At 35.7% G+C, this 23524-nt stretch carries 19 protein-coding genes; 14 read left to right on the top strand and 5 right to left on the bottom strand.

Annotation, left to right across the window (positions count from 1 at the left end):
- Window positions 1-9 precede the first annotated feature (9 nt).
- Complete coding sequence (locus PSA_RS17930; RefSeq protein WP_042147122.1) at window positions 10-1884, top strand: TonB-dependent receptor domain-containing protein; 1875 nt, start codon at window positions 10-12, stop codon at window positions 1882-1884.
- A 71-nt stretch (window positions 1885-1955) separates the two neighbouring features.
- Here the strand turns inward: PSA_RS17930 and PSA_RS17925 are convergent, their stop codons facing one another.
- The gene (locus PSA_RS17925) at window positions 1956-2519 is read right to left on the bottom strand and encodes an alkylphosphonate utilization protein (RefSeq protein ID WP_042147209.1); all 564 of its coding nucleotides are present in this window, start codon (window positions 2517-2519) and stop codon (window positions 1956-1958) included.
- A gap of 20 nt (window positions 2520-2539) precedes the next feature.
- On the opposite strand from PSA_RS17925, the gene PSA_RS17920 reads away from it, so the two are divergent.
- From PSA_RS17920 to PSA_RS17910, 3 genes are all read left to right on the top strand, one after another.
- Window positions 2540-2857, top strand: coding sequence for an NnrS family protein (locus tag PSA_RS17920; protein ID WP_082305771.1), 318 nt, complete (start codon window positions 2540-2542; stop codon window positions 2855-2857).
- Between the two features lie 52 nt (window positions 2858-2909).
- Window positions 2910-3110, top strand: coding sequence for a hypothetical protein (locus PSA_RS17915; protein WP_042147128.1), 201 nt, complete (start codon window positions 2910-2912; stop codon window positions 3108-3110).
- A gap of 82 nt (window positions 3111-3192) precedes the next feature.
- Window positions 3193-4440 carry an EAL and HDOD domain-containing protein gene (locus PSA_RS17910; RefSeq protein WP_042147130.1) on the top strand — a complete coding sequence of 416 codons (1248 nt, stop codon included), beginning with the start codon at window positions 3193-3195 and terminating at the stop codon, window positions 4438-4440.
- 74 nt (window positions 4441-4514) lie between these two features.
- On the opposite strand, the gene PSA_RS17905 is transcribed toward PSA_RS17910, so the two are convergent.
- A complete protein-coding gene (locus PSA_RS17905) occupies window positions 4515-5234 on the bottom strand; it encodes an SDR family oxidoreductase (protein ID WP_042147134.1) in 720 nt (239 codons plus the stop codon).
- 128 nt (window positions 5235-5362) lie between these two features.
- Here PSA_RS17905 and PSA_RS17900 point away from each other — a divergent pair, with 128 nt between their 5' ends.
- The 3 genes from PSA_RS17900 to PSA_RS17890 all read left to right on the top strand — a co-directional run bounded on the left by PSA_RS17900 (window position 5363) and on the right by PSA_RS17890 (window position 10212).
- Window positions 5363-6268 carry a LysR family transcriptional regulator gene (locus PSA_RS17900; RefSeq protein WP_337589997.1) on the top strand — a complete coding sequence of 302 codons (906 nt, stop codon included), beginning with the start codon at window positions 5363-5365 and terminating at the stop codon, window positions 6266-6268.
- 197 nt (window positions 6269-6465) lie between these two features.
- Window positions 6466-8856, top strand: coding sequence for a TonB-dependent receptor (locus PSA_RS17895; RefSeq protein WP_042147137.1), 2391 nt, complete (start codon window positions 6466-6468; stop codon window positions 8854-8856).
- A gap of 60 nt (window positions 8857-8916) precedes the next feature.
- A complete protein-coding gene (locus PSA_RS17890) occupies window positions 8917-10212 on the top strand; it encodes a hypothetical protein (protein WP_052380057.1) in 1296 nt (431 codons plus the stop codon).
- 82 nt (window positions 10213-10294) lie between these two features.
- Here PSA_RS17890 and gorA read toward each other — a convergent pair whose 3' ends face one another.
- A complete protein-coding gene (gene gorA, locus PSA_RS17885; RefSeq protein WP_042147143.1) occupies window positions 10295-11653 on the bottom strand; it encodes a glutathione-disulfide reductase in 1359 nt (452 codons plus the stop codon).
- 167 nt (window positions 11654-11820) lie between these two features.
- Here gorA and prlC point away from each other — a divergent pair, with 167 nt between their 5' ends.
- The 5 genes from prlC (at window position 11821) to PSA_RS17860 (ending at window position 18119) form a co-directional block, all read left to right on the top strand.
- Window positions 11821-13863, top strand: a complete 2043-nt coding sequence (gene prlC / locus PSA_RS17880; RefSeq protein WP_042147146.1) for an oligopeptidase A — start codon at window positions 11821-11823, stop codon at window positions 13861-13863.
- A 169-nt stretch (window positions 13864-14032) separates the two neighbouring features.
- The gene (locus PSA_RS17875) at window positions 14033-14353 is read left to right on the top strand and encodes a response regulator (RefSeq protein ID WP_052380058.1); all 321 of its coding nucleotides are present in this window, start codon (window positions 14033-14035) and stop codon (window positions 14351-14353) included.
- A 457-nt stretch (window positions 14354-14810) separates the two neighbouring features.
- Entirely contained in the window at window positions 14811-15569 is a 759-nt protein-coding gene (locus PSA_RS17870; protein WP_042147149.1) for a class I SAM-dependent methyltransferase, read from the top strand.
- 107 nt (window positions 15570-15676) lie between these two features.
- On the top strand, window positions 15677-17611 hold the full coding sequence (locus tag PSA_RS17865) for a methyl-accepting chemotaxis protein (protein ID WP_042147151.1): 1935 nt from the start codon (window positions 15677-15679) through the stop codon (window positions 17609-17611).
- A gap of 34 nt (window positions 17612-17645) precedes the next feature.
- Complete coding sequence (locus PSA_RS17860) at window positions 17646-18119, top strand: peroxiredoxin (protein WP_042147153.1); 474 nt, start codon at window positions 17646-17648, stop codon at window positions 18117-18119.
- A gap of 69 nt (window positions 18120-18188) precedes the next feature.
- Here PSA_RS17860 and PSA_RS17855 read toward each other — a convergent pair whose 3' ends face one another.
- On the bottom strand, window positions 18189-20285 hold the full coding sequence (locus PSA_RS17855; RefSeq protein WP_042147154.1) for a S8 family serine peptidase: 2097 nt from the start codon (window positions 20283-20285) through the stop codon (window positions 18189-18191).
- Window positions 20286-20508: 223 nt separating this feature from the next.
- Between PSA_RS17855 and ftnA the strand changes: the two genes are divergently transcribed.
- The gene (gene ftnA / locus PSA_RS17850) at window positions 20509-21033 is read left to right on the top strand and encodes a non-heme ferritin (RefSeq protein ID WP_042147155.1); all 525 of its coding nucleotides are present in this window, start codon (window positions 20509-20511) and stop codon (window positions 21031-21033) included.
- An 84-nt stretch (window positions 21034-21117) separates the two neighbouring features.
- Here the strand turns inward: ftnA and PSA_RS17845 are convergent, their stop codons facing one another.
- Window positions 21118-22035 carry a manganese-dependent inorganic pyrophosphatase gene (locus PSA_RS17845; RefSeq protein ID WP_042147157.1) on the bottom strand — a complete coding sequence of 306 codons (918 nt, stop codon included), beginning with the start codon at window positions 22033-22035 and terminating at the stop codon, window positions 21118-21120.
- A 262-nt stretch (window positions 22036-22297) separates the two neighbouring features.
- On the opposite strand from PSA_RS17845, the gene PSA_RS17840 reads away from it, so the two are divergent.
- Window positions 22298-23401: a phosphoribosylaminoimidazolesuccinocarboxamide synthase gene (locus tag PSA_RS17840; protein WP_042147159.1), complete on the top strand. Its 1104-nt coding sequence runs from the start codon at window positions 22298-22300 to the stop codon at window positions 23399-23401.
- Window positions 23402-23524: the final 123 nt, after the last annotated feature.

The following is a 23524-nucleotide window of genomic DNA, read 5'->3' as shown; positions in this document are numbered from 1 at the left end:
GGAGCAAACATGTTCAATAAATCTAAAGCAGCCTTAGCTGTTGTATCTGCGATCTCTATATTTTCTTCTTCAATGGTAGTGGCTCAAGCGGGTGACAACCTTGAGCATATTACTGTTACTGCAAACCGCACATCTCAATCAATTGCAGATACTTTAGCAAGTGTATCAGTCATTAATCGTACTGATATTGATGCAAGCAACGCGAGAGACTTGGTCACTTTATTAAATAGCCAAGCGGGCATTCAAATTGATCGTAAAGGTGGCTTCGGACAAACAAGTTCAATATTACTGCGCGGTGCGCAAACTAAGCATAGCTTAATTTTAGTTGATGGTATTCGTATTGGGTCTGCAACTTTAGGTTATAAAAATATCGCTAATTTACCTTTAAATACAGTTGAGCGTATTGAAATTGTAAAAGGCTCTCGAGCTGCACAATATGGTTCTGATGCCATTGCCGGTGTTATTAATATTATTACACGTAAAGGCGAAGGTACTCAGCTTAGCGCAACTGCAGGTAATAATAATTATCAAAATATACAAGCTACGAGTAACATTAACACTAAAACTTATAAGCTATCGTTAAATGCCGGTTTTGAAAAAACTGATGGTTTTGATGCTGCTGAAGGCTCAGATAAAGATGATGATGGTTATGAAAATCTTAACTTAGGTTTGAACTTAGATTATACATTAAGTGATGATAGTGCTCTATCTTTAGTTGCTCAATACAGTGAAGGTGAAACGAAATACGATACAGCTTTTGGTGGAAATGATTTCGTAGAGTTTGAAAACTACTTTTTGAAACTAGGTTTTAATAAAATTCATAAAGATGTAACTCATAATATAGACCTATCAGTATCACAAGACAGTGATTTAAACCAAGGTGGTATTGAGTGGGATGGTGCTGCGACACCTGATAGTCAATATGAAACGGATCGTGTACAAGTTGATTACCTCGCAAATCATGAATATTCTGAAGCTTTGACGGTAAATGGTGGTTTTAATTGGTATGAAGAAGATGTAAGTGAAACAACCCAAGCATATGATAAACAATCACGTGATGTATTAGCTATTTTTGCTGGTGCTTATTTTAATTATGAAGATTATTTAGCAAACTTATCACTTAGAAATGATAAAGATGACCAATATGGTAGTGCATTTACCTATAACGCTGCACTAGGTATGAAAGTGACGGAAAAAGCGACATTCCGTTTAAGCCGTAATATGGGTTTTAAAGCGCCTAGCTTTAATGATTTATATTACCCAGGTTTAGGTAATGATGCCTTAGAGCCTGAAGAGTCAGTTAATCTTGAATTTGGCTTTCGTTTAGATTTAGACAATGCAAGTTATGATGTGGCTATATATAATAATGAAGTAACAAACTTAATTGACTGGGCACCAACAGTTGAAGACCCTAATGTTTGGAAACCTTCAAATATTGGTTCAGCAACGATGCAAGGCTTTGAAATAACAGCAAGCTACCAAGTTTTCGGTTTTAACAATGATATCAACTTAACTTACACAGATGCAGTTAATGATGTAACTGGTGCTGACTTGGCTAATCAATCAGATAAGGTATTTAATTGGGCTGTTTCTAAAGGCTGGCAGCAAGTGAATGTTGCACTTGATTTTCAATATCGCTCAAGTCGCCCCGGTAAATATTACAATGCTGATTTTAGCTTAAATGAATTAAGTTCATATACTTTATGGAATCTAGCGGCAACTTATCAAATCAACGATGATTTATCAGCTAAAGTAAGAGTAGAAAACTTATTTGATAAGGAATATCAGGCTGCTGAGTCTTCTCAAGACTGGGGTACTTCTGAAATTTCTTATTATAATACTGCTGAGCGTCATTTCTTTGTGGGTATTGATTACCGCTTATAATCTATGAATTAGATATTAAAAAAGGAGTGCTATTGCACTCCTTTTTATTTTAATAAATCTGAATTATAGGCTTATTTTTTAACAAACTTAGTTAATATAACAATACGTTGGCCATCAACACGGCCTTCAATATGTTCAGGATTGCTTGTTAAACCTATATTGCGAACTGCTGTACCGCGCTTAGCTGTTATGCTGCTGCCTTTCACATCTAAATCTTTAATTAATACAACGGTATCGCCCGCATTTAAACGTACGCCATTGCTGTCAATATGCTGCACATCATCATCTTCAGCAAGTGTTTTTTCAGCCCAAACTTTTGTTTCTTCTTCAAGATAAATCATATCTAATAAATCTTTAGCCCAACCTTCAGAACTTAAGCGAGATAACATGCGATAAGCCATCACTTGCACTGCAGGTGTTTGACTCCACATACTGTCGTTTAAACAGTGCCAATGGTTTACGTCTAAATCTATGGTATTTTCGATTTGACCTTTACAGGTATCACATAATAAAACGCACTTATCTGAGTGTGCTTCAGCACCTGGTGGTACTTCATAAACACTTAAGTTGTCTGTTGAGCTACATAGCTCACATTTGTTGTCATTACGTTCTAATAAAGTTTGCTCTATGCTCATTGCGTGCGCTCCTGATTTTAATGGCGCCATTATACCTCTGCATCTTTAAAATGCGAGTTAGCGGCTTATTTTACTTATTCAATTGGGTTTTAGCTTATTTACTGGTTAAAAGTGGCAATCAAAGAAACTTATTATTTATTCCTATGCTTAGCATTATGATGCTACTTGATTTGAGTATTTTAATAAGCGCTAAAAGTGGTGAAATTATGCTTGCTAAGCATTTAATGAATACTGCTGTGCTGGTTTTTACGATGTTAATAACTTTACTCGGAGGTCGTGTAATTCCATTTTTTACACGAAACCAATATAAAAAATATTGGCTTAGAAATATCAAATAATAATGCAGCAACTTGGATCGAAATAATCACGCCAGTTTTAACTTTCATTACGGTGATCAGTTATTTTAGTAGCTACTTTGTTGATTTAGGTTTTGTTATTACTTGGCTATTTGTTTTATGTGCTGTATTTCATTGTGTGAGAGTGATTGCTTGCCTAGTAAGCGTTATATTATGGTCTATTGGCTTTGGTATTTTTGTATTTAAATATGCACCTATTTTATTAAAAGCGAGGGTAGATGGTGCAATTGGCTAAACCTGTTTAGTTAAATTAGACTAAAGTTAATATATCATGTTAGTTTTATCTTTAGTCTTATAAATAAGTAGCAGGCTATTTAATGGGTAAAACAAAAACAGAACTTACAAAAGACAGTGCGCAATTTATTGCTCGCCAGCCTATTTTCGATAATCAAAAAAAATTATTTGCGTATGAGCTTTTATATCGTGATTCAGAAGCAAATTACTTTCCACAACATTTAACTGATTGCCAAGCAACAGGCCGTATGTTTTTTGATGCTATTTTATTACATGGATTAGATAAACTTACAAATAATCATACTGCCTTCATTAATTTATCTACTTCAGCATTAATTTTAGAATTGCCAAATTTAATATCACCAAATCAAGCTGTTATTGAAATAGTTGAGCGCACAGAAGAGCTTGAAGATGTGACTCATTTTGTATCGGATATGAAAAAGCAAGGATATACCTTTGCATTGGATGATTATGATGGCGACGAAAAGTGGCAAGTAGTTTTAGAACAAGTAAATTTTATTAAATTAGAGGTTGAAGAACCTTTAATGCGTACTATTTTACAAGCTAAAAAACTAAAAAGAAAATATCCAAAAACTAAAATAGTGGTAGAAAGAATTGAAGATAATGATACTTTTAAGCAGCTTGCTGATGCAGGAGTTGATTATTTTCAAGGATACTTTTTTTCTAAACCAGAAATGATGAGTTTGCAAAATATTAGTCCAACTAAAATGGTTGTACTGGAGCTATTAAAGTTATCATCACAATCCGACTTGGACTTCACTTTAGTACAACAGAAGGTTGCTAAAGATCTGAGTTTAACGGCGAGAGTATTAAAGTTGGCAAATGGTGTATGCGGCGATACGCAAATAAGTTCATTATCGCAAGCAATTATTTATTTAGGTGAAGATTTAATTCGCCAATTTATTACAGTATTGGCATTAAGTGAATTAGGTCAGGATAAACCTTCTGAGCTAACAAAGTTAGGTTTAGTGAGAGCTAAATTTATTAACTTAAGGCTAGAAGGGCAAGACCACCAGTTACTAAATGCGGGTTATTTGGTGGGTTTAGTATCAGTGCTTGACGCTGTGTTAGATACACAAATGGATAATATTGTTAAAGACTTTAAACTCAGTGATGTTTGTAAGCAAGGCTTGCTTGGCAGTAAAAGCTTAATTGGCAATGCACTTAATTTATGTAAAGCCATTGAGGTAGATGATTGGGAACTGATCGAGACGCAATTACAAAAAGAAGGTATAAATGCCAATCAACTAGCTGTGAGTTATACCAAAGCATTATTTTACGCTGATGATATTTTGGATGAAATTAAATAGTAGCCATAAAAAAGCTCTGATAAATCAGAGCTTTTATTTTAGCCGAGGAGATAATATTAATTATGTCTTAAATATTAAGGTTGTTGTTTTGTTGCAGCAACCACTATCTCTCTAATACAAATATTTTGCGGTTGGTTATAAGCAAAAGTCACTGTATTTGCGATATCATCTGGCGAAATTACACCACCCATGCTTTCTTTCCAAGATTCATAACCATCCTTAATTTCATCAGATGTAGTGTGTGATAAAAGCTCAGTTTCAACTGCACCAGGAGCAATTGTTATTATACGTACATTTGAGTCTGCAACTTCTTCTCTAATATTTTCTGAAATAGCATGTACTGCAAATTTAGTTCCGCAATATGCTGCATGATTACCAAATGTTTTTCGTCCAGCAATTGAACTGATATTGATAATAGTACCTGTATTAGCTTTGATCATAGGCGCTAAAACAGTTTGCATGCCATTTAATAAACCCATTACGTTCACATCAAACATAGTTTGCCACTCCGATGCTGCTTGGTCACTTACTTGGCCTAATAACATTACGCCAGCGTTATTAACTAAACAATCAACAGGGCCATATAATGCTTGTGCTTTTTCTATTGCTGTTTCAAATGTTGCCTTGTTAGTAATATCAACCTGTTCACATAAAGTGTTTGGTAGATTAAGAGCTATTAGATTTTCTAATCTGCGAGCAATAAGTAAAAGAGGGTGGCCTAAGTCACTAAAGTGTTTTGCTATTGCTTCGCCGATACCTGAACTTGCGCCTGTAATTACGATTAATTTTTTCATATGAATTCTCTTTTAAATTGATGAATTTCGTTTTGATGGGAGTATTATATGGATATGTTTATTGTTGATATATGGCGTTAAAGTAATATCATTGTTTACATATGAGTTCTAATTGGTTTTGTTCTTAAATGGCAATAAAAAAAAATATTAATTTAGAAGATATAAGAGCTTTTGCTTTGATTGCACAACATGGTAGTTTTACTGCCGTAAGTGAATTACTCTTATGTTCGCGTTCTCACTTATCAAAACAACTTAACAAATTAGAGGCTAGTTTAGGTGTGAAGTTGATCACTCGAACAACACGTTCTCAAAAGTTAACTGAGCAAGGCAAGTTATTTTATGAGCAAATAAGCCAAGGGCTATTAGCCATAGATAATGCCATTGAGCAGGTAGTTGAAAGTTCTGGTGTTATAACGGGTACGTTAAATATTAACTGTATAGGTGGGGTGATTGGCGAGGAGTTGATCACTAAATTAATAAGTGATTTTACTCAGTTGCATCCACAGGTAAATATTAATTTAGATTTTAGTAGTCGAAGAGTTGATTTAATATCTGGTGAGTTTGATTTAGTTTTTAGAATGGGTCAATTACAAGATTCTAGTTTGATATGCCGTAAGCTCACAGATCTTCCAATAAAGACTTTGGCGACTCCTAAGTATATAGCAAATAATGAAAAATTAATTCATCCAAAAGATTTGAAAAATCACCAATGTATTACAGGCTCAGTTAAACATTGGAGCTTTTCAAATACATTAGATACTTCAATTAAAGTCGATATTGCAATAGAAGGGCAGTTTCAATGTAAAAATGGTAGAGCTATGTTGATAAATGCTTTGGCTGATAATGGTATTGCTAGGTTGCCTGCGCTTTATTGTAAGCAGGAACTCGAAAGTGGGGAACTAGTCTCTGTATTTGATGAATGGGAAATCCCCGATACACCTTTGTATATGGTTTATGTGCAAAATAAGTTTATGCCAAATAAGCTTAAGAGGTTTATAGAATTTGTAAAAACTAACTTTAACAACTATTTGTAATAAGTAAGGTCTTAAAAAGGGGTCGTAAAAAGGGGTCGGAGTTAATTAATTTTAATTAACTCCGACCCCTTTTTTGTTTTTGGTAATTTTTTCATAAAAATATACGATATCTGTTGATGTTTAAAATGTTATAACATAACATCTTGCGAAAATTATTATGTTATCACACTTTGTAAAGTCTATTTATAAGAGGCATCATGAAAAAGTTATCACGAATTATGAGTTCATTACTTGCTATTAGTGCAAGCAGCCAGGTTTATGCAGAGCAAGTACAAGGAAAGGTTACTGTAAATAGTGGAGAAGTAATTGCTGGTGCAATTGTAAAAGTAGTTGGTACTAATACTTTTACCCGCACAAATGAGCAAGGTGTATTCAGTTTAGAAGTAAAACCCGGTCGTTATGAGTTGCATATCGTTGCAAATAACTTTGCCCATGAAAATATAGCTTTAGAAGTTAGTGATAATAAAAACACACAAGCGAATATACAGCTTGATAAATCTGCCATTGAAATCATTGATGTCAGTGCCACGCCTTTTCATAGCTCAAATATAGAATCAGCCTTACCCATTACGGTTTTACATGGCGAAACTTTACGTATGCGCCAAGCTAATACTTTGGGTGATACTTTAAGTAAAGAAGTCGGTGTCCATAGTAATTTTCATGGTGGGGTAGCTGGTACGCCAATTATTCGTGGTTTAGATGGACCTAGAGTATTAATCACTCAAAATGGTTTAGATGCTGGAGATGCTTCTCGTGTAGGCCCAGATCATGCAGTGTCTACAGAAACGTCATCAAGTGAACGCATTGAAGTACTTCGTGGACCAGCAACGCTTTTTTATGGCAGCGGTGCAATTGGTGGTGTTGTAAATATTGTTGATGATCGCATTCCAACAAGTACAGACACCAAAGGCGAATGGTTAGCAGAATATAATAGTAATAACGATCAAGAGTTAGTATCGGGTTCATTTACTAGCGGCGCTGGTAATGTTGCTGTTCATGTGGATGGTTTTTATCGTGAGAGTGAAAACTACCAAACACCAGAAAAAAATGGTGTTGATGAAGTAGAAAACTCAGCGGCTCAATCAAGCGGTTTTACTTTAGGGTCAAGTTATTTACTTGATAATGGATACGTTGGTTTTTCCTATCAGAACTTAGAGCAAGAATATGGTATCCCTGGCCATAGTCATGGCGATGAAGATATCGCGGTATTTGCTGATTTAGAGCAAAACCGTTGGCAAATGTTAAGTGAACTTAATTTTGATAACACAGTGATAAAGTCACTTAATACTAAATTAGCCTATACAGATTATCGACATAGTGAAGTTGAGTTAGGTGTCGTTGGTACTACTTTCGATAATGAATCTTTAGAAATGCGTTTTGAGTTATTGCACCAAGATATGTTTGATTGGCGTGGTGGCTTTAGTTTTCATTATAAGAAAAGTGATTTTGAAGCTGTGGGTGCTGAAGCATTCACTCCGCCATCAGAGTCAGAAACAATGGCGCTAGCTTGGATAGAAGAGCGTCATTTTGGCGATGTTTTATTGCAGTTAGGTGCACGTGTTGAACGCACTGAAATCATAGCAAACAAAGTGCGCTTGCCAAGTGTTGAGCTATTCTCTGAACATACTGATGAGCATGAGCATGAGCATGAGCATGAGCATGAGCATGAGCATGAGCATGAGCATGAGCATGAAACATCAGGTGATACCCGCAACTTTGATGTAAAGCATACGTTTACGCCAGTGAGTTTATCTGCAGGATTAGTGTGGGACTTTACTGATGGTTATAACATAGGCTTATCTTTATCTCATTCAGAGCGTGCACCCTCTGCAGCAGAGTTATTATCGTTTGGCCCTCATATTGGCACTCGCTCATATGAAGTAGGAGCTTTGTTTGAGTTACATAATGATGAAGAAGCACATTTTGGTTTAACTGAACAAGATATTGTGATGGAAACGGCCAGTAATATTGATTTAAGCCTTCGTAAATTTAAAGGTGATTTTGGTTTTATCTTAAATGCATTCTATAACCAAATAGACGATTACTATTACGAACAAGCAACTGGTTTTTCTGCAAGTGATGGTCATGATCATAGTGGGCACGATCATGGTGATCATGAAGGTGAGGAAGAACATACTTTACCTTTATATGCATTTTCAGCTAAAGATGTCACTTTGCATGGCTTTGAAGCACAAGCTATTTGGCAGGTTACAGATGCATTTTCTTGGAAAGTTCAAGGAGATATTATTCGTGCTCGTTTAAATTCAGGGTCAGAATTACCACGTACACCACCTGCACGTATTGCAACAGAACTGAGTTATCAAGGTGAGGTTATTTCTGCGGATCTATTTGTGAGCCATTACTTTGAACAAACACATATAGCAGCACTTGAAAGTACAACCGATAGCTATGTCATGGTTGATGCTAACGCTAATTATCATTTTAACGTAGCTGATTATGATCTTTCAGCTTACATCAAGCTTAATAATTTAACTGATGAATATGCGCAAGTGCATACTTCTTTCTTAAAAGACCTTACGCCATTAGCTGGGCGTGCAATTGTGCTTGGCTTACGTGGCACATTTTAGTTTCACTCTTATTTAACGCCCACAATATTGTGGGCTCACACATTAACTTTAAGGAAAATCATGAAAACCATTTCATTAAAAAGCTTATTACTTACATGTGCTACAGCGGCAATAATTGGTTGTGGCGATAGTGATACTAAAATTACTGAAATTGAACCTACGCCAGTCGCCAAAGACGATGGTCATGATCATGATGCAGAGCTAGGTAAAGGACGTTTAGCGATAGCTGATGCAGAACAGGCCGTTATTCACTTTTTTGATTTAGAAGAAAATACACTTGTAGAGTCTGTAAATATTACACATCCAGCTGAATATTTATATGCAAGCCCAGAAAACAGATACGCAGTAGCCGTTCAACGTTCAGTAGATCATGTTGAATTTGTTGATGGTGGTGTATGGCAAGAATTACACGGTGATCACTATGATCAACACCTTGATACTCCTACTTTAACTAGTTTTACATTAAATGATGTAAAACCAACACATTATGTACCACGAGGTGATAAAGCCGCTGTATTTTTTGATGGTGATAAAGAGACAGGTGCAAATGCGGGTTTAAGCTTATTAAGTGATGAAAGCATTGAGCAAGAAAGTGTTATCGCAGAACATCACTTTGATACTTATATGCATGGTACAGCCGAAATTAGAGGTGATTTTGTTTTAACGACTTTACGTGATGCTAGTTCTGAAAGTAGTTTACCTGAGCAAGTTGCCTTATTAGAAATACATGGTGATCACTTTCATCAAGAGCAAGTATTTGAAGAAACATGTCCAGCGCTACATGGCAGTTTTCAGACCGAAAATCATATCGCGTTTGCCTGTGGCGATGGTGTATTAGCGATTGAACAAGAAGGTAATGTGTTTACTGCACATAAAATCGCGAATCCGGCAGGTATGCCTGAAGGCGTGCGTATAGGTTCATTAAAAGGTAGTGCTGAAAATGATGTGATGATAGGGGGCTCTCGTGCTGGTTTATTTTTAGTTGATTTAGCACAAGAGTCAATTACTGCATTTAACTGGGAACCTAGTGAAGATGTATCTTTAGTATCATATGGATTTGATGGACATAACGAACATAGTTTAATTATTGATAGTACAGGGCACTTAAATGTATTTTCAGCTGAAAATAACTGGGAATTAGATAAACGCATCTCTTTATTTACTGATTTAGCCGAAGATGCTAAACCATCAATTGTTGCTTCAAAAGCACATGAGTTAATTTACATTATTCATGGTCAAGAAGTTGTGACTGTTGATTTACATCAAGGAGAAGTATTAGGTCATTTTGATTTAGATTTTACACCAGCTAAAGCAGCTTGGTTAGGTGTTGCATCTGAAGAAGAACATGAACATTAAGCATCAATAAATAAAAAGGGGTCGGAGTCAATTAACTTTAAATGAGCTAATTGACTCCGACCCCTTTTTATTATTTTAGATGTTATCTCATGGTAACAAATTCTTCAGAGCCTGTTGGGTGAATAGCTACAACAGAATCAAAGTCAGCTTTGGTTGCGCCCATTTTCATGGCTACTGCAAAACCTTGGATCATTTCATCTACCGAGAAACCAATACCGTGTAAGCCCATTACTTTTTCATCATCGCCCACACAAACTAATTTCATTTTACATTCTTGACGGTGCCTCGTGACAGCTGTGTACATAGCTGCAAAACCTGAAGTGTAAACTTTTACGTTATCAGAACCGTATTGTTCAATGGCTTGTGATTCTGTTAAGCCTATTGTGCCAATTGGTGGGTGACTGAATACAACTGTAGGGATTAAGTCATAATCCATTTTTGCATTAGGTAGTTCAGGGTTAAATAAACGCTCCGATAATAAACGACCAGCTTTAACTGCAACAGGAGTAAGTTCAACACCGCCTTCCATAATATCACCCACAGCATAAATATTTTTAGCTGTCGTATTTTGATACTCGTCTACTTTTACAAAACCGCGTTCATTTAATGTCACATCAGTAGCTTCGATATTGATTTTATCTGTGCTTGGCTCACGACCAATCGCCCAAATTAATGTATCAACATTGTGTGTCTCACCGTTTTCAAGGTGAAGTGTAATACTGCCATCTTCTTCTTTTGTTACTTTAGAAGGCGTTGCATTTGTATGTAGTGTTGGCCCTTCTTTAGCCATAATATCTGTTAAAGTATCTACAATTAATGGCTCAAAGGTACGTAATGGCGAGTGTTTACGTACAAATAAATGTGTCTCACTGCCTAAACCATGTAATACACCAGCAAGTTCTACGGCAATGTAACCAGCACCAATTACGGCTACGCGTTTTGGTTGCTCGTTTAATTCAAAAAAGCCATTTGAATCTATGCCTAACTCAGCACCTGGAATATTTGGAATGCTAGGGCGACCGCCAACAGCAATTAAAATGTGATCTGCAGTGTAGAGTTCACCATTTACTTCTACTGTTTTGTTATCAACAAATTTAGCAAAACCTTTGATCACAGTTACGCCATTACTCGCTAGATATTTATCATAACCTTTATGAATACGACCTATGTAAGCTTCCCTACTTTCAACTAATTTAGACCAGTTAAAATCTTTTATTTCGACATCAAAGCCATAATCAGGTGCATAGAGCTCAATCGCATCTCTTACTTGAGAGCCATGCCACATTACTTTTTTAGGCACACAACCAACATTTACACAGGTTCCACCCATATGTTCAGCTTCAATAAGTGCAACTTTAGCACCTCGCATTGCAGCACGATTTGCTGATGCGATACCGCCGCTACCACCGCCAATTGCGATATAGTCAAAATGTTGTGCCATGTTAATTCCTTAATCGAAAGTAATATTTTTTAAGCGCTCAGTGTAAATTACGCAGTTTCAATATATAAGATATGGTTATTATGGATTATCTTTCAACCTAATAGCTTGTAATTTATTTCGATTGCCCCAATCTATTTTTATAATCACAGTGAATTGAAAGAAATAATATGACAAATAATCCGCTAATCGGTCTTGAAGGACTTCCACCGTTTTCAGAAATTAAACCTGAACATATCGTGCCTGCATTAAAGCAAGGCATTGAAGCTTGCAGAAAAAAAATTGATGAAGTATTAGAAAATAGCACTTATACCTGGAACAACTTTATAGCACCACTTGAAGCGGTTGATGATCAGTTATCTCGTTTATGGTCGCCTGTATCTCATATGCACTCTGTTGTTAACTCAGAAGAGCTTAGAGCTGCATATGATGAGTGTTTACCGCTTATTTCGGAATACTCTACTTATGTTGGTCAGCATCAAGGTTTATATAAAGCGTATCAGGCCATTAAAGATTCAGAAGACTTTAATTCGTTATCGATAGCGCAACAAAAAGTAATCACAAATACCTTGCGTGATTTTAAATTATCGGGTATTTCTCTGAGTGAAGATAAACAAGTTCGCTATGCTGAAATAAGCACAAAACTATCTGAGCTAGCTGCAAAATTTGGTAATAATGTAATGGATGCCACTCGTGCTTGGCAAAAACATATTACTGATAAAGCATTATTAGCCGGTTTACCAGAGTCAGCTATCGCACTTGCAGAGCAAACAGCACAAAGTAAAGAGTTAGAGGGCTGGTTATTTACTTTAGACTTCCCATCTTACTTACCTGTTATGACTTATGCAGATGATCAAGCGTTACGTAAAGAAACTTACACTGCATTTGCTACCCGAGCGTCAGATCAAGGTCCAGGACAAGGTAAGTTTGATAATTCAGAAGTGATGGCTGAAGAACTCGCTTTACGCCATGAAATAGCACAGTTACTTGATTTTAATAATTTTGCTGAACACTCATTGGCAACAAAAATGGCTGAATCAACAGATCAGGTTTTTAGCTTCTTACATGATTTAGCTAAACACTCAAAAGGCCAAGCACGGGAAGAATTAGCTGAGCTTGAAGCGTTTGCAAAAGATAAACATGGCATAGATAAACTTAATGCGTGGGATTTATCTTATTATGCTGAAAAGCTTAAACAAGAGAAGTACGCTATATCAGATGAAGTTTTACGCCCATATTTCCCTGAAAACCGTGTTTTATCTGGGTTGTTTGCAACTGTAAAACGTTTATTCTCAATTGATGTTAAAGAAGTAGAAGGCATAGATACTTGGCATAAAGATGTGCGTTTCTTTGAAATCTTTGATGTAAAAGGCAAAAAACGCGGATCATTTTATTTAGACCTTTATGCTCGCGAGCATAAACGAGGTGGTGCTTGGATGGACGACTGTATTGGTCGTAAACCTAAGCTTGATGGTTCGGTTCAATTACCGGTTGCTTATTTAGTATGTAACTTTAATCGTCCAGTGGGCGATAAACCGGCTTTATTTACTCATAACGAAGTAACAACTTTGTTCCATGAGTTTGGTCATGGTATTCATCATATGCTTACCCAAGTTGAAGCCGGCTCTGTTGCAGGTATAAATGGTGTTGCTTGGGATGCCGTAGAGCTACCAAGTCAGTTTTTAGAAAACTGGTGTTATGAAGAAGAGGCGTTAGCTTTCATTTCAGGTCATTATGAAACAAACGCGCCACTGCCAAAAGACTTATTAGATAAACTTTTAGCTGCTAAAAACTTTCAGTCAGCTATGGTGATGTTACGCCAAATTGAGTTTTCCTTATTTGATTTTCATATTCATGCTGATTATGACGCTGAAAAAGAATGCCAAATCCAAACTATATTAAATAAAGTGCGTACTGAAACCTCAGTTATAAAAGCGCCAGAATTTAATCGTTTCCAACATGGTTTTAGTCATATTTTTGCTGGTGGATATAGCGCTGGTTATTATTCTTATAAATGGGCTGAAGTATTATCAGCGGATGCATTTTCGCGCTTTGAAGATGAAGGTGTGTTTAATGCGCAAACGGGTAAATCATTTATGGAAAATATCCTAGAAATGGGTGGTTCAAAAGAACCTATGGAGTTATTTAAAGCATTCAGAGGGCGAGAGCCTAAAGTTGATGCACTACTAAGACATAGTGGTATTCGTACGTAAATAGCAATATATGCATTATATAAAAAGCACCTAAGGTGCTTTTTTTCTGCCTGAAATATAATTAATTCAATGATATTTAATTGAATTAATTAGCAATTTAATCAAAGGCAACTATGCTTTTTATACTTATTTTAAAAATGGTATGCGTTGCAACAAGGGTAATTGTTGTATGTCAAAGATGATATTGGCAATTGATGACGATAAATTTATTCACCGTCTAGTTGAAGAAACACTTAAATACTTTTGTAGAGTGATACATGCAAGTAATGGTGAGGAAGGGCTCCGAAGTGCAGTAAAGAATAACCCTGACATTATATTGTTAGATGCAGAAATGCTAGGTATGAATGGTTATGAAGTATGTGAATTATTAAAAAAAGATTCATCAACGGCTGATATTCCAGTGATGTTCTTATCTGGAAAAGGCGCTTTAACCGAGCGTGTGCTTGGTTATAACTCAGGTGGTAATGATTATATTGTTAAACCTTTTTAAGTTGAAGAATTACAAGCCCATATAGATGTTTTATATAAATACAGAAAAAACTGTGATTAGTTAAAAGTAGATGTTGAACAAGCGCAAACTACAGCTGAAATTGCGATGACGGACTCTGGTGATATGGGCAGTTTGTGAATGCAATTCCTAATTTAGGCTTATAAACTGACCAAGAGGAATATGTATTAAATTCAGTTGAACATACTGTTAAATAGTTAGAGTAAAAGTTAGATATCAATGAAGGGTTCAGAACCGCATTTGATGATGTGATACGTTATATGGCGCATATTATGGAGCAAAGAGCCTCTTTATTAGAGCGTTTAACTAATGAAGTAACCTCACAAACAGATATTGAACTGTTTTAAATTTAGTACTCATTTAATGTCGATTAAATCGATGTTGTTTGAATAAAATCAAATTGGTATAATTCTTGGCTCATCTGTAATGGGATTTCCACTTGATTATTCAAAGCAATTTAACCGAAAAACAGCAATATATCACTTTTTTAGAAGAGCAATTTAAGTTAGATGAATGGTTCGATTCAAAAAGTGACTATTCTTTAGTTTATGATGAACTTGGTTTATCTTTATTCAAAACAGATGAAAAAAAGTTAGGGGCCATTAGAGTTGACTTTGTCACTGGTGCTGCAGCCCACCGCCGAAAGTTTGGTGGCGGTAAAGGGCAAGCAATTGCAAAGGCAATAGGGTTAAATAAAGGAGCAACACCTAGTGTTTTAGATGGCACGGCTGGTCTTGGTAGAGATGGATTTGTTTTAGCTGCTTTAGGCTGTAAAGTAACTTTATTTGAACGTCATCCTGTTGTAGCTGCTTTATTGTATGATGGCTTACAAAGATCTTATCAAGATGCTGAAATTGGTTCTTGGATGCAGGAAAATATGCAGATGATATTTGGTAGTAGTCATTATCTTTTACCTTCAACAGATTTAAAACCAGATGTGGTTTATTTAGATCCTATGTTTCCTCATCGTGAAAAATCAGCGTTAGTAAAAAAAGAAATGCGCGTTTTTCAATCTCTTGTAGGTGCTGATTTAGATGCAGATAACTTACTGCCAGATGCTTTATCATTAGCAACTAAAAGAGTGGTAGTAAAAAGGCCTGATTATGCTCCATTCTTAAATGATAAAACCCCTTCAATGAAAATCGAAACTAAAAAAAATAGATTTGATGTTTATGTTTTGGCTGCGATGACCTCATAATTTTTCGTTGTTATTTCCTATTTGTCATATTTATGTCACGTAAGTGACATGATCTTGTAATGTTACAGTCATACCCTTGCGTGCAAATGATACGCGGAGTATGAATTATGCGAGTTTCCTCTTTTACACGTTTATTAGCTATTTTACTGTCTAGTGCAAGTTTAATATTGGCGATTACTTTGTTTTGGGCCAGTAATGCTTTTCTCACTCTTAAAAATCAAGACGATGATTATAATCAGCTTAAAAATACTATTTTAGTATCACTTTCAGCAAATGTTGAAGATTACCTCAGTACAGGTGATAGTTTAGCTTTAAATAAATCTAGCCAATTAATACTAGAGTTAAAAAAGAATCAATTACAAATCCTTCCAACTGAGCTCAAAGAACAGTTAAATATAAAGTTAGATTTACTCATAGTAGGTATTGATGGCAAGTATCGTGCTTTAGGTAAGTTGTCAGGTAATGAGAATGCTTTGTTGGATAATGCTATTCGTCAGATGTCAGGCTCTGCAATTTCACTTATTCATTACGCACAAAAAGCGAAAGAAGATCAAGAATGGCTCGCAGCACAATATACAGTAAAAGGCAGTGACTACTTAAATCATGTTTTGCTGCTATCCCAATTAACTTCCTCCTTATCATCCATCTACTCTCAAGAAAAAGAAAATCAAATTAATCAGTATTTACTTCAGTTAAATCAGCTTGCACTCGAGATAAATCAAATCCCAAACTTAGGTATATTTGAACAAGTTGATGAGGATGAGTTTTTATTAACAGATGATGAGCCTGAAGATTTAGCTGAAGAAATTAAGTCAGAGTTAATTAGTTGGCCAAAACGTTACCCAAAAGAATTAAATAATACTATCAGTCAATCTAAGGAAAGATTAGAAGGTGTAGCACAGCTCAGAAAAGAGATCTCTGATTTAACTGCGGTAGTGCTTAATGCTGAAGTGAAGTTAAGTGAACATCAAGGAAATGTTCAAAAAAATATATTGGTCGTATTTTGCATCAGTATAGGCTGTTTATTTATTCTTGCTGGTATTGTTTATTGGGCACAGTTAAAGCAAGTATTAAATCCACTGATCTCATTGAGGGATGCATTTAAAGATCTTATTGAAAGCAATGATTTAAAAGCAATTGATAATTCAGCTAAGCACACAGAAGTTGGACAAATTGCAAATTATTTTAATTTATTAATTCAAAGGCAGCGCGAACAAGATGATGCAAAAGCTAAGATGCTCAATGTAATAAATGAGTTTATGCAAGAGATGAGTCATAACTTAGAAAACATCACAGGACATTCAAATAAAACAACAACTCGTGTTGATGAAAATGAATTTTTATTAAAAAATATTAAAAAAATTGGTGAACAAGTCAGTGCTGTAAATGTACAAGTTGAAGGTAATGCACAAAACACTTTTGTAGCTATGGATAAAAGCTTGGATTATTCGCAGTCTATGTTAAATGCTAGCTCTTTAACGCAACAAAGGGTAGAACAAGGATTAACGAGTTTAAATGAATTGCTAAAAGGTGTTGCAGATGTTTATAAAGTTGTCGATGTGATTCAAACTATTGCTGAACAGACTAACTTATTAGCATTAAATGCTGCGATAGAGTCAGCAAGAGCGGGCGCGCATGGTAGAGGTTTTGCGGTAGTGGCTGATGAAGTGAGAAAATTAGCCCAACAAACTCAGTGTTCTTTAGGTGATATTAAGGCACAGCTTGATTTATTAACTAAAAGTTCCGATCAAGTTTCAATTCAGATCACCGCATTATCTGATGACTCACAAATGCAAACAAATAATGCTGAACAATTAAAAGTGAATTCAGAGCAAGTGGCTAAAAACGCGCAAGATGCCAGCCAAGTGGCGATGCAAGCAAGAGAATTTGCACAAGAGCAGCATGGTTTACTTGAAAATTTCTCCCATTCGATGGCACAAATGAAACAACAAGTGGGAGAATCAGATAAGTTAGTTGGGCATGTTTATGAAAGTTTGCAACAACAAATGCAAAGTGTACGTAATAGCTTAGGTTTATGTTAGTTTAAGTACTATTAATTAATATTGGATTGATAGCATGATAAAAGTTGGCGATTTACTCCCTGAAGTGACATTTAACTTATTAACAAATGAAGGCATGGACACCCCTTGCACAAGAGATTTATTTGAAAATAAAAAGGTTGTTTTATTTGCAGTTCCAGGGGCTTTTACACCTACCTGTTCGGCTTCTCATTTACCTGGATTTGTTACTTTGGCAGATAAATTTTTTGCAAAAGGCATAGATAATATAATTTGTTTATCTGTAAATGACGCTTTTGTTATGAAAGCTTGGGGTGATAGCCAAAATGCAGAACATATCACTATGCTTGCAGACGGTGACGCGGCTTTTACTAAAGCTTTAGGGCTTGATAAAGAAACAGGTGTTTTTGGTGGTATCCGTTCAAAGCGTTACGCTATCATAGTTGATAATGGTCAGGTGACGCATTTAAATATCGAAGCTGAAAAGCAATTTGAAGTAAGTAAAGCTGAAGCTATTTTAGAATTATTATAACAATTTATAAAAAGTACGGCTGCTTTAACAGCAGCCGTATTGATTAAATATAAAACTTAAAATGATTGATTAAGGCTTATATTGTGCGTCTAAAGTAACACCACTAAATGTTCTGTAGGCATTTAAGCTTAAATGCCAAGTACCAGCTTGAGGGTTAGAGAAAGTACAAGTTTCCGCATTGCCATTTTTATATGGGCGACAATCATAACTACTAGTTGTTGCTTGGCTGCCAAACTTTACAAATAGATCTGCATCACCTGAGCCACCTGATGAAGTAACAGTAAATGAAGCCATACCTGCAGGTACATCAATAGTATAATGCGCCCAGTTACCTGCCGTTGCAGAAACATCATTTACAGTACCGCCGCCAGCTTGAGAACCTCCTCCAGTGCTCCCACCCGTAATATCTGCTTTCAGACTAACGCCTGAATATGCACTATAACCTTTAAGCATTACGTGATAAGTGCCAGCTGTAGGATTATCTATTGAACAAGTTTCAGCATTACCACCTTCATATGGGCGACAATCATAAGTTGATGATGTTGGTTTTGAACCTGCACGTACATAAAGATCGGCATCACCAGTTCCGCCACTCATCGCAAAACTAATATTTGTTGCACCGCTTGGTACTTCAATAGTATAGAAAGTCTCGCTACTTTTAGTACCTGATAATCCTGTTTTAGCTTCTCCATCGACAAGTACATTATCACCTGTTGGAGGTGTCGTTGTGCCACCACCGGCAGCAGCAACAGCTGCAGCTGCATCAACAATACCTGTACCACAACTTGAGCAAGTTGCAGGGAAGCTACGTGTAGTTGTTTTTAAAATAGTTTCAATTTCATCAGGTGTTGCATTTGGTTTTACTTGCTTAATTAAAGCTGCTACACCTGCTACATGAGGAGCAGCCATAGATGTACCTTGGCTGTAATGGTAACTATCAGATGATGGACCATTTGAACCTGAATTATGAGTCGATAACACACCTTCTGAATCATTGGCAAAGCTTTGCGCGCCACCTGGTGCCGCAACATCAATATTATTACCATAATTTGAATAATAGGCACGACCACCATTTCTGCCTGTAGCAGCTACATTTATAATGCCAGAACAGTTACCTGGATTATAGTTTGCTGAGTTATCATTTGAGTTACCTGCAGCAATCACAATTACTGCACCGTTTGCACGAGCAGTATTAATTGCTGATTGTGTTGTTGAGCTACAAGCGCCTTTACCACCTAAGCTCATGTTAATTACATCTGCTGGATTTGTATTAGTTGGCAAACCTGAAACAGAACCACCTGACGCCCAAATGATACCGTCAGCAATATCAGATGTTAAACCACCACATTTTCCTAATACACGTACAGGAACGATTTTAGAATTGTATGCAACGCCTGCAACACCTTCACCATTATTAGTCACGGCTGCTATTGTTCCAGCAACGTGTGTTCCATGCCAACTTGAATTAGAAGCGTCATTGGTACCACATTCATTTTTTGCTACGGCATCACCTGTATCCCTTGCATCAGAATCTCTACCACCGCCATCATTTGCAACTGATATATCCGAGATCATATCGTAGCCAGGTAATAGGTTTGCATTTAAATCAACATGTGGACGATAACCTGTATCTAATACTGCTACAGTGACACCAGATCCAGTTGCACTATCCCAAGCTGTAGGTAAGTTTAATCCACCATTATTTTCAAAGTAGTGCCATTGGCTGCTGTATTGTGGATCATTAGGTGTTGCAAACGGTTTTAGCATTTGATCTATTTCAATAAATTCGACCTGACCAGAAGCTAACATTTCTTGCATATAAGCTTGTGTTTCAGTTGCATTCATTTTTTTGTTTACGCGAACAACATGATGATCTTGCACTGCCATTGAACGTATATATTGTGTTTTGTCTGCTTTATGGGATTTAAAACCTTGAACAAAATTTTGCGCTTTTTTATTATTATTTAGTGCACTTGATATTGATTGTTCACTCATTGTTGCTAAATTATTTTTATATTTAATGATGAATTGTGTAGAACCAAAAGTTTGGCCATTTAACTTCATCTCGGTTTGATTGATATTTAAGTCTGTTGCATGCACATTTGCTGTCGCTAATATTGCTGGAATAGCCATAGCGAGTAGTTTTTTATTAAAATTATTATTCATTTTTTTATTTTCCCTGGATTGTTGTCTTTTATTTACTTTTGATTGAAAAACGATCAAAGTGGGGACAAATGTAAAATAAATGTAATTAAAAAGATACTTTTTTTTGTTATAAAAGGTACAGAAAAGTTATATATAGACGTATAAACGGATAAACATATATCAAAGTTGATTTTTATCTTTAATTACAGAACAATAGCGACTTAAATTTTTTAGGAGTATTTTTATGTTAGCACCAGCTATGGTTGAAAAATTGAACGAACAAATAAATTTAGAGTTTTACTCTTCAAATTTATATCTGCAAATGAGTGCTTGGTGTGAAGATAAAGGCTTTGAAGGTGCTGCTGAATTTTTACGTAAACATGCATTAGAAGAAATGGAACATATGAATCGCTTATTCACTTACGTAAGTGAAACGGGTGCTATGCCGATCTTAGGCACAATTGAAGCGCCACCACATGAGTTTAACTCTTTGGGTGATATTTTCCTGGCAACTTATGAACATGAGTGTTTAATTACTCAGCGTATTAATGAATTAACGCATGTTGCATTTACTGCTCATGATTATTCTACTTTTAACTTTTTACAATGGTATGTTGCAGAACAACATGAAGAAGAAAAGTTATTTAATGGCATTATAGATAAAATTAAACTTGTTGGTGAAGACGGTAAAGCATTGTTCTGGATTGATAAAGATTTAGCTGAATTAGCTAAAACTGGTGCAACATCAATTATGGCTCCAGGTGCTTAATATCCATTACGATAATTAAAGTTTGAACCAAAAAAAAGATGTGCAATGCACATCTTTTTTATAGCTTAGCTTGATAGTAAAAAATTAAGCGAATACTTTTTCAAGTGGTGGAACTACTTGTTTTTTGCGGCTTAATACACCATCTAACCATACTCTGTTGTCAGTTGTTGCTGCAAAAGCTGATTCGATTTGAGATAAGTCATCACTTACAACTAAAAGCTCAGAGCCTTCTTTCATTATGTCAGTTAATAATAAAAGCACAGTGTGTTGACCTTCTTCTTGCTTTAATTTTGCAATATCAGCTTCTAAGTCAGGTTTCATTTCATCAAAAATAGCAAGGTCGATAACTTCTAATTGGCCAATGCCTACTTTTGTGCCATTCATATTAAAGTTTTTAAAATCACGCATTACTAAATCACGCATAGGTGTATTTAATACTGCTGATTTTACTTTAAACATTTCCATGCCTAATTCTTTGTAATCAGTAATACCTGCAATTTCAGCGAGTACTTCAACACAACGGATATCAGCTGTAGTGCAAGTTGGCGATTTAAAAATAACTGTATCACTTAAGATTGCACACATCATCATGCCAGCAATATCTTTAGGAATTTCAACGTTATGGAAATCATACATCATTTTGATAACTGTGTTACTACAACCAACAGGACGGATCCAACACTCAAGAGGCGTATCTGATGTTAAGTCACCTAATTTATGGTGATCAACTATGCCAAGAAGCGTCGCTTCTGCAACATCATCTGGTGCTAATGCAATATCAGAGTGATCTACAATATAAAGGCTTTCACCGGCGTAGCTCATTTTTAGTTCTGGTGCTTCAAAACCAAATTTATCTAAAATGAATTGTGTTTCAGGTGAAAGCTCACCTAAACGTGAAGGAATTACTTCTTCACCAATTGCGTTTTTTAAATATGCAAGAGCGATTGCTCCAACAATTGAATCTGAATCTGGTACTTTGTGTCCTACTACATAAGCTGGCATAAATTAGGCTCCATATAAATTTGGCAGCTATTCTAACAAAACTTACATTATATTGTAATTATACCCTGAGCCTATAAACATGAAGTTTTTAGATATCAGTTAGCCTTATTGTGAATTACTATTAATATAATATTTAAGTGAAAAAAATTCAGTAAACAATTTGTGAAATATCTTCATTGTTATGCTCTCAGAGATTGTGATTTTATTGATACTGGCTTAAAATACGCCGCTTAAAATTGATGGTTATCCTTTCGGAGAAACAATGAGCACTTATAAAGTTTTAGACGTTAATGATGATTTACCTATTCGTACACAAGGTGATGTTCACAGTGGTAAAGTTCGTTCTGTATACTGGTTAACACCAGAAGATAGTGCTCGTTTAATCGAAGAGAAATCTTACGGTATTCCTACAGATACGCCTTTAGCAATTATGATCATTTCTGATCGTATTTCTGCTTTTGATTGTATTTGGCAAGGTGAAGATGGATTAAATGGTGTGCCAGGTAAAGGTATTGCGCTCAATAGCGTTGCCGCGCATTGGTTTAATATGTTTGATAAAGCTGGCCTTGCGGGTAATCATATTGTTGATATTCCACATCCATATATTTGGATTGTACGTAAAGCTAAACCTGTAATGGTTGAAGCAATTGCGCGTCAATATATTACTGGTAGCATGTGGCGTGATTACGCTAAAGGCGTAAGAGATTTTTGTGGTAATGAGCTAGCTGAAGGTTTAGAGTCAAATCAGAAATTAGATAAAGTGTTAATCACACCTTCAACAAAAGGCATTATCATAGGCGTTGATGAAATTCCTGAAGTTGATGATGTTAATATCACACGTAAAAACATTGAAAATAACTTAGATGTATTTAATTTCAAATCATTAGATGATGTCTCTCAATATGAGAAGTTATTAACTGAAGGCTTTAAGTTAATCTCTGATGAACTCGCTAAACTAGATCAAGTATTTGTAGATACTAAGTTTGAGTTTGGCTATGTATCTGAAATCGATGGTACTGAAAAGCTTATTTATATTGATGAGGTAGGTACGCCTGACTCATCTCGCATATGGGATGGTCCAGCTTTCCGTGATGGTAAAGTTGTTGAAAATTCAAAAGAAGGTTTCCGTCAATTACTCATTAAAAACGTACCAGATAGCGATGTTTTATTAAATAAAGATCGTATGGTTGAGCGCTTTAAGTTAGCTGAAGGTTATAAATTACCTGTAGATGTTATGATGAATGTATCAGATACTTATACTGGTATCGCATCTAAGATCATAGGTAAAGAAATTGTGATCCCTGAAGATCCGCGTGCTGAAGTAATTGAGTTATTGGATAAAGAATATGGCTTAATAGTTAAATAAAGCTGCTGAGTAGTTTTATTTAAGGCCACTTTGTGGCAAAAAATATAACTATTAAAGGCTCTTAGGATTATACCTAAGGGCTTTTTTTGTATACTAAGGTTAAGATAAATATAAAAAAGGTTT

The organism is Pseudoalteromonas sp. '520P1 No. 423' (genome assembly GCF_001269985.1).
Taxonomy (GTDB): Bacteria; Pseudomonadota; Gammaproteobacteria; order Enterobacterales; family Alteromonadaceae; genus Pseudoalteromonas.
Note: the sequence above shows the minus strand (reverse complement) of the source record. Positions and strands in the feature narration are given on the sequence as shown.

Bases quoted from the DNA above. Each gene is read 5' to 3' on its own strand.
- PSA_RS17930 (WP_042147122.1), top strand. From the start codon at position 10: ATGTTCAATAAATCTAAAGCAGCCTTAGCTGTTGTATCTGCGATCTCT.
- PSA_RS17925 (WP_042147209.1), bottom strand. From the start codon at position 2,519: ATGAGCATAGAGCAAACTTTATTAGAACGTAATGACAACAAATGTGAG.
- PSA_RS17920 (WP_082305771.1), top strand. From the start codon at position 2,540: ATGGCGCCATTATACCTCTGCATCTTTAAAATGCGAGTTAGCGGCTTA.
- PSA_RS17910 (WP_042147130.1), top strand. From the start codon at position 3,193: ATGGGTAAAACAAAAACAGAACTTACAAAAGACAGTGCGCAATTTATT.
- PSA_RS17905 (WP_042147134.1), bottom strand. From the start codon at position 5,234: ATGAAAAAATTAATCGTAATTACAGGCGCAAGTTCAGGTATCGGCGAA.
- PSA_RS17900 (WP_337589997.1), top strand. From the start codon at position 5,363: ATGGCAATAAAAAAAAATATTAATTTAGAAGATATAAGAGCTTTTGCT.
- PSA_RS17895 (WP_042147137.1), top strand. From the start codon at position 6,466: ATGAAAAAGTTATCACGAATTATGAGTTCATTACTTGCTATTAGTGCA.
- PSA_RS17890 (WP_052380057.1), top strand. From the start codon at position 8,917: ATGAAAACCATTTCATTAAAAAGCTTATTACTTACATGTGCTACAGCG.
- gorA (WP_042147143.1), bottom strand. From the start codon at position 11,653: ATGGCACAACATTTTGACTATATCGCAATTGGCGGTGGTAGCGGCGGT.
- prlC (WP_042147146.1), top strand. From the start codon at position 11,821: ATGACAAATAATCCGCTAATCGGTCTTGAAGGACTTCCACCGTTTTCA.
- PSA_RS17875 (WP_052380058.1), top strand. From the start codon at position 14,033: ATGTCAAAGATGATATTGGCAATTGATGACGATAAATTTATTCACCGT.
- PSA_RS17865 (WP_042147151.1), top strand. From the start codon at position 15,677: ATGCGAGTTTCCTCTTTTACACGTTTATTAGCTATTTTACTGTCTAGT.
- PSA_RS17860 (WP_042147153.1), top strand. From the start codon at position 17,646: ATGATAAAAGTTGGCGATTTACTCCCTGAAGTGACATTTAACTTATTA.
- PSA_RS17855 (WP_042147154.1), bottom strand. From the start codon at position 20,285: ATGAATAATAATTTTAATAAAAAACTACTCGCTATGGCTATTCCAGCA.
- ftnA (WP_042147155.1), top strand. From the start codon at position 20,509: ATGTTAGCACCAGCTATGGTTGAAAAATTGAACGAACAAATAAATTTA.
- PSA_RS17845 (WP_042147157.1), bottom strand. From the start codon at position 22,035: ATGCCAGCTTATGTAGTAGGACACAAAGTACCAGATTCAGATTCAATT.
- PSA_RS17840 (WP_042147159.1), top strand. From the start codon at position 22,298: ATGAGCACTTATAAAGTTTTAGACGTTAATGATGATTTACCTATTCGT.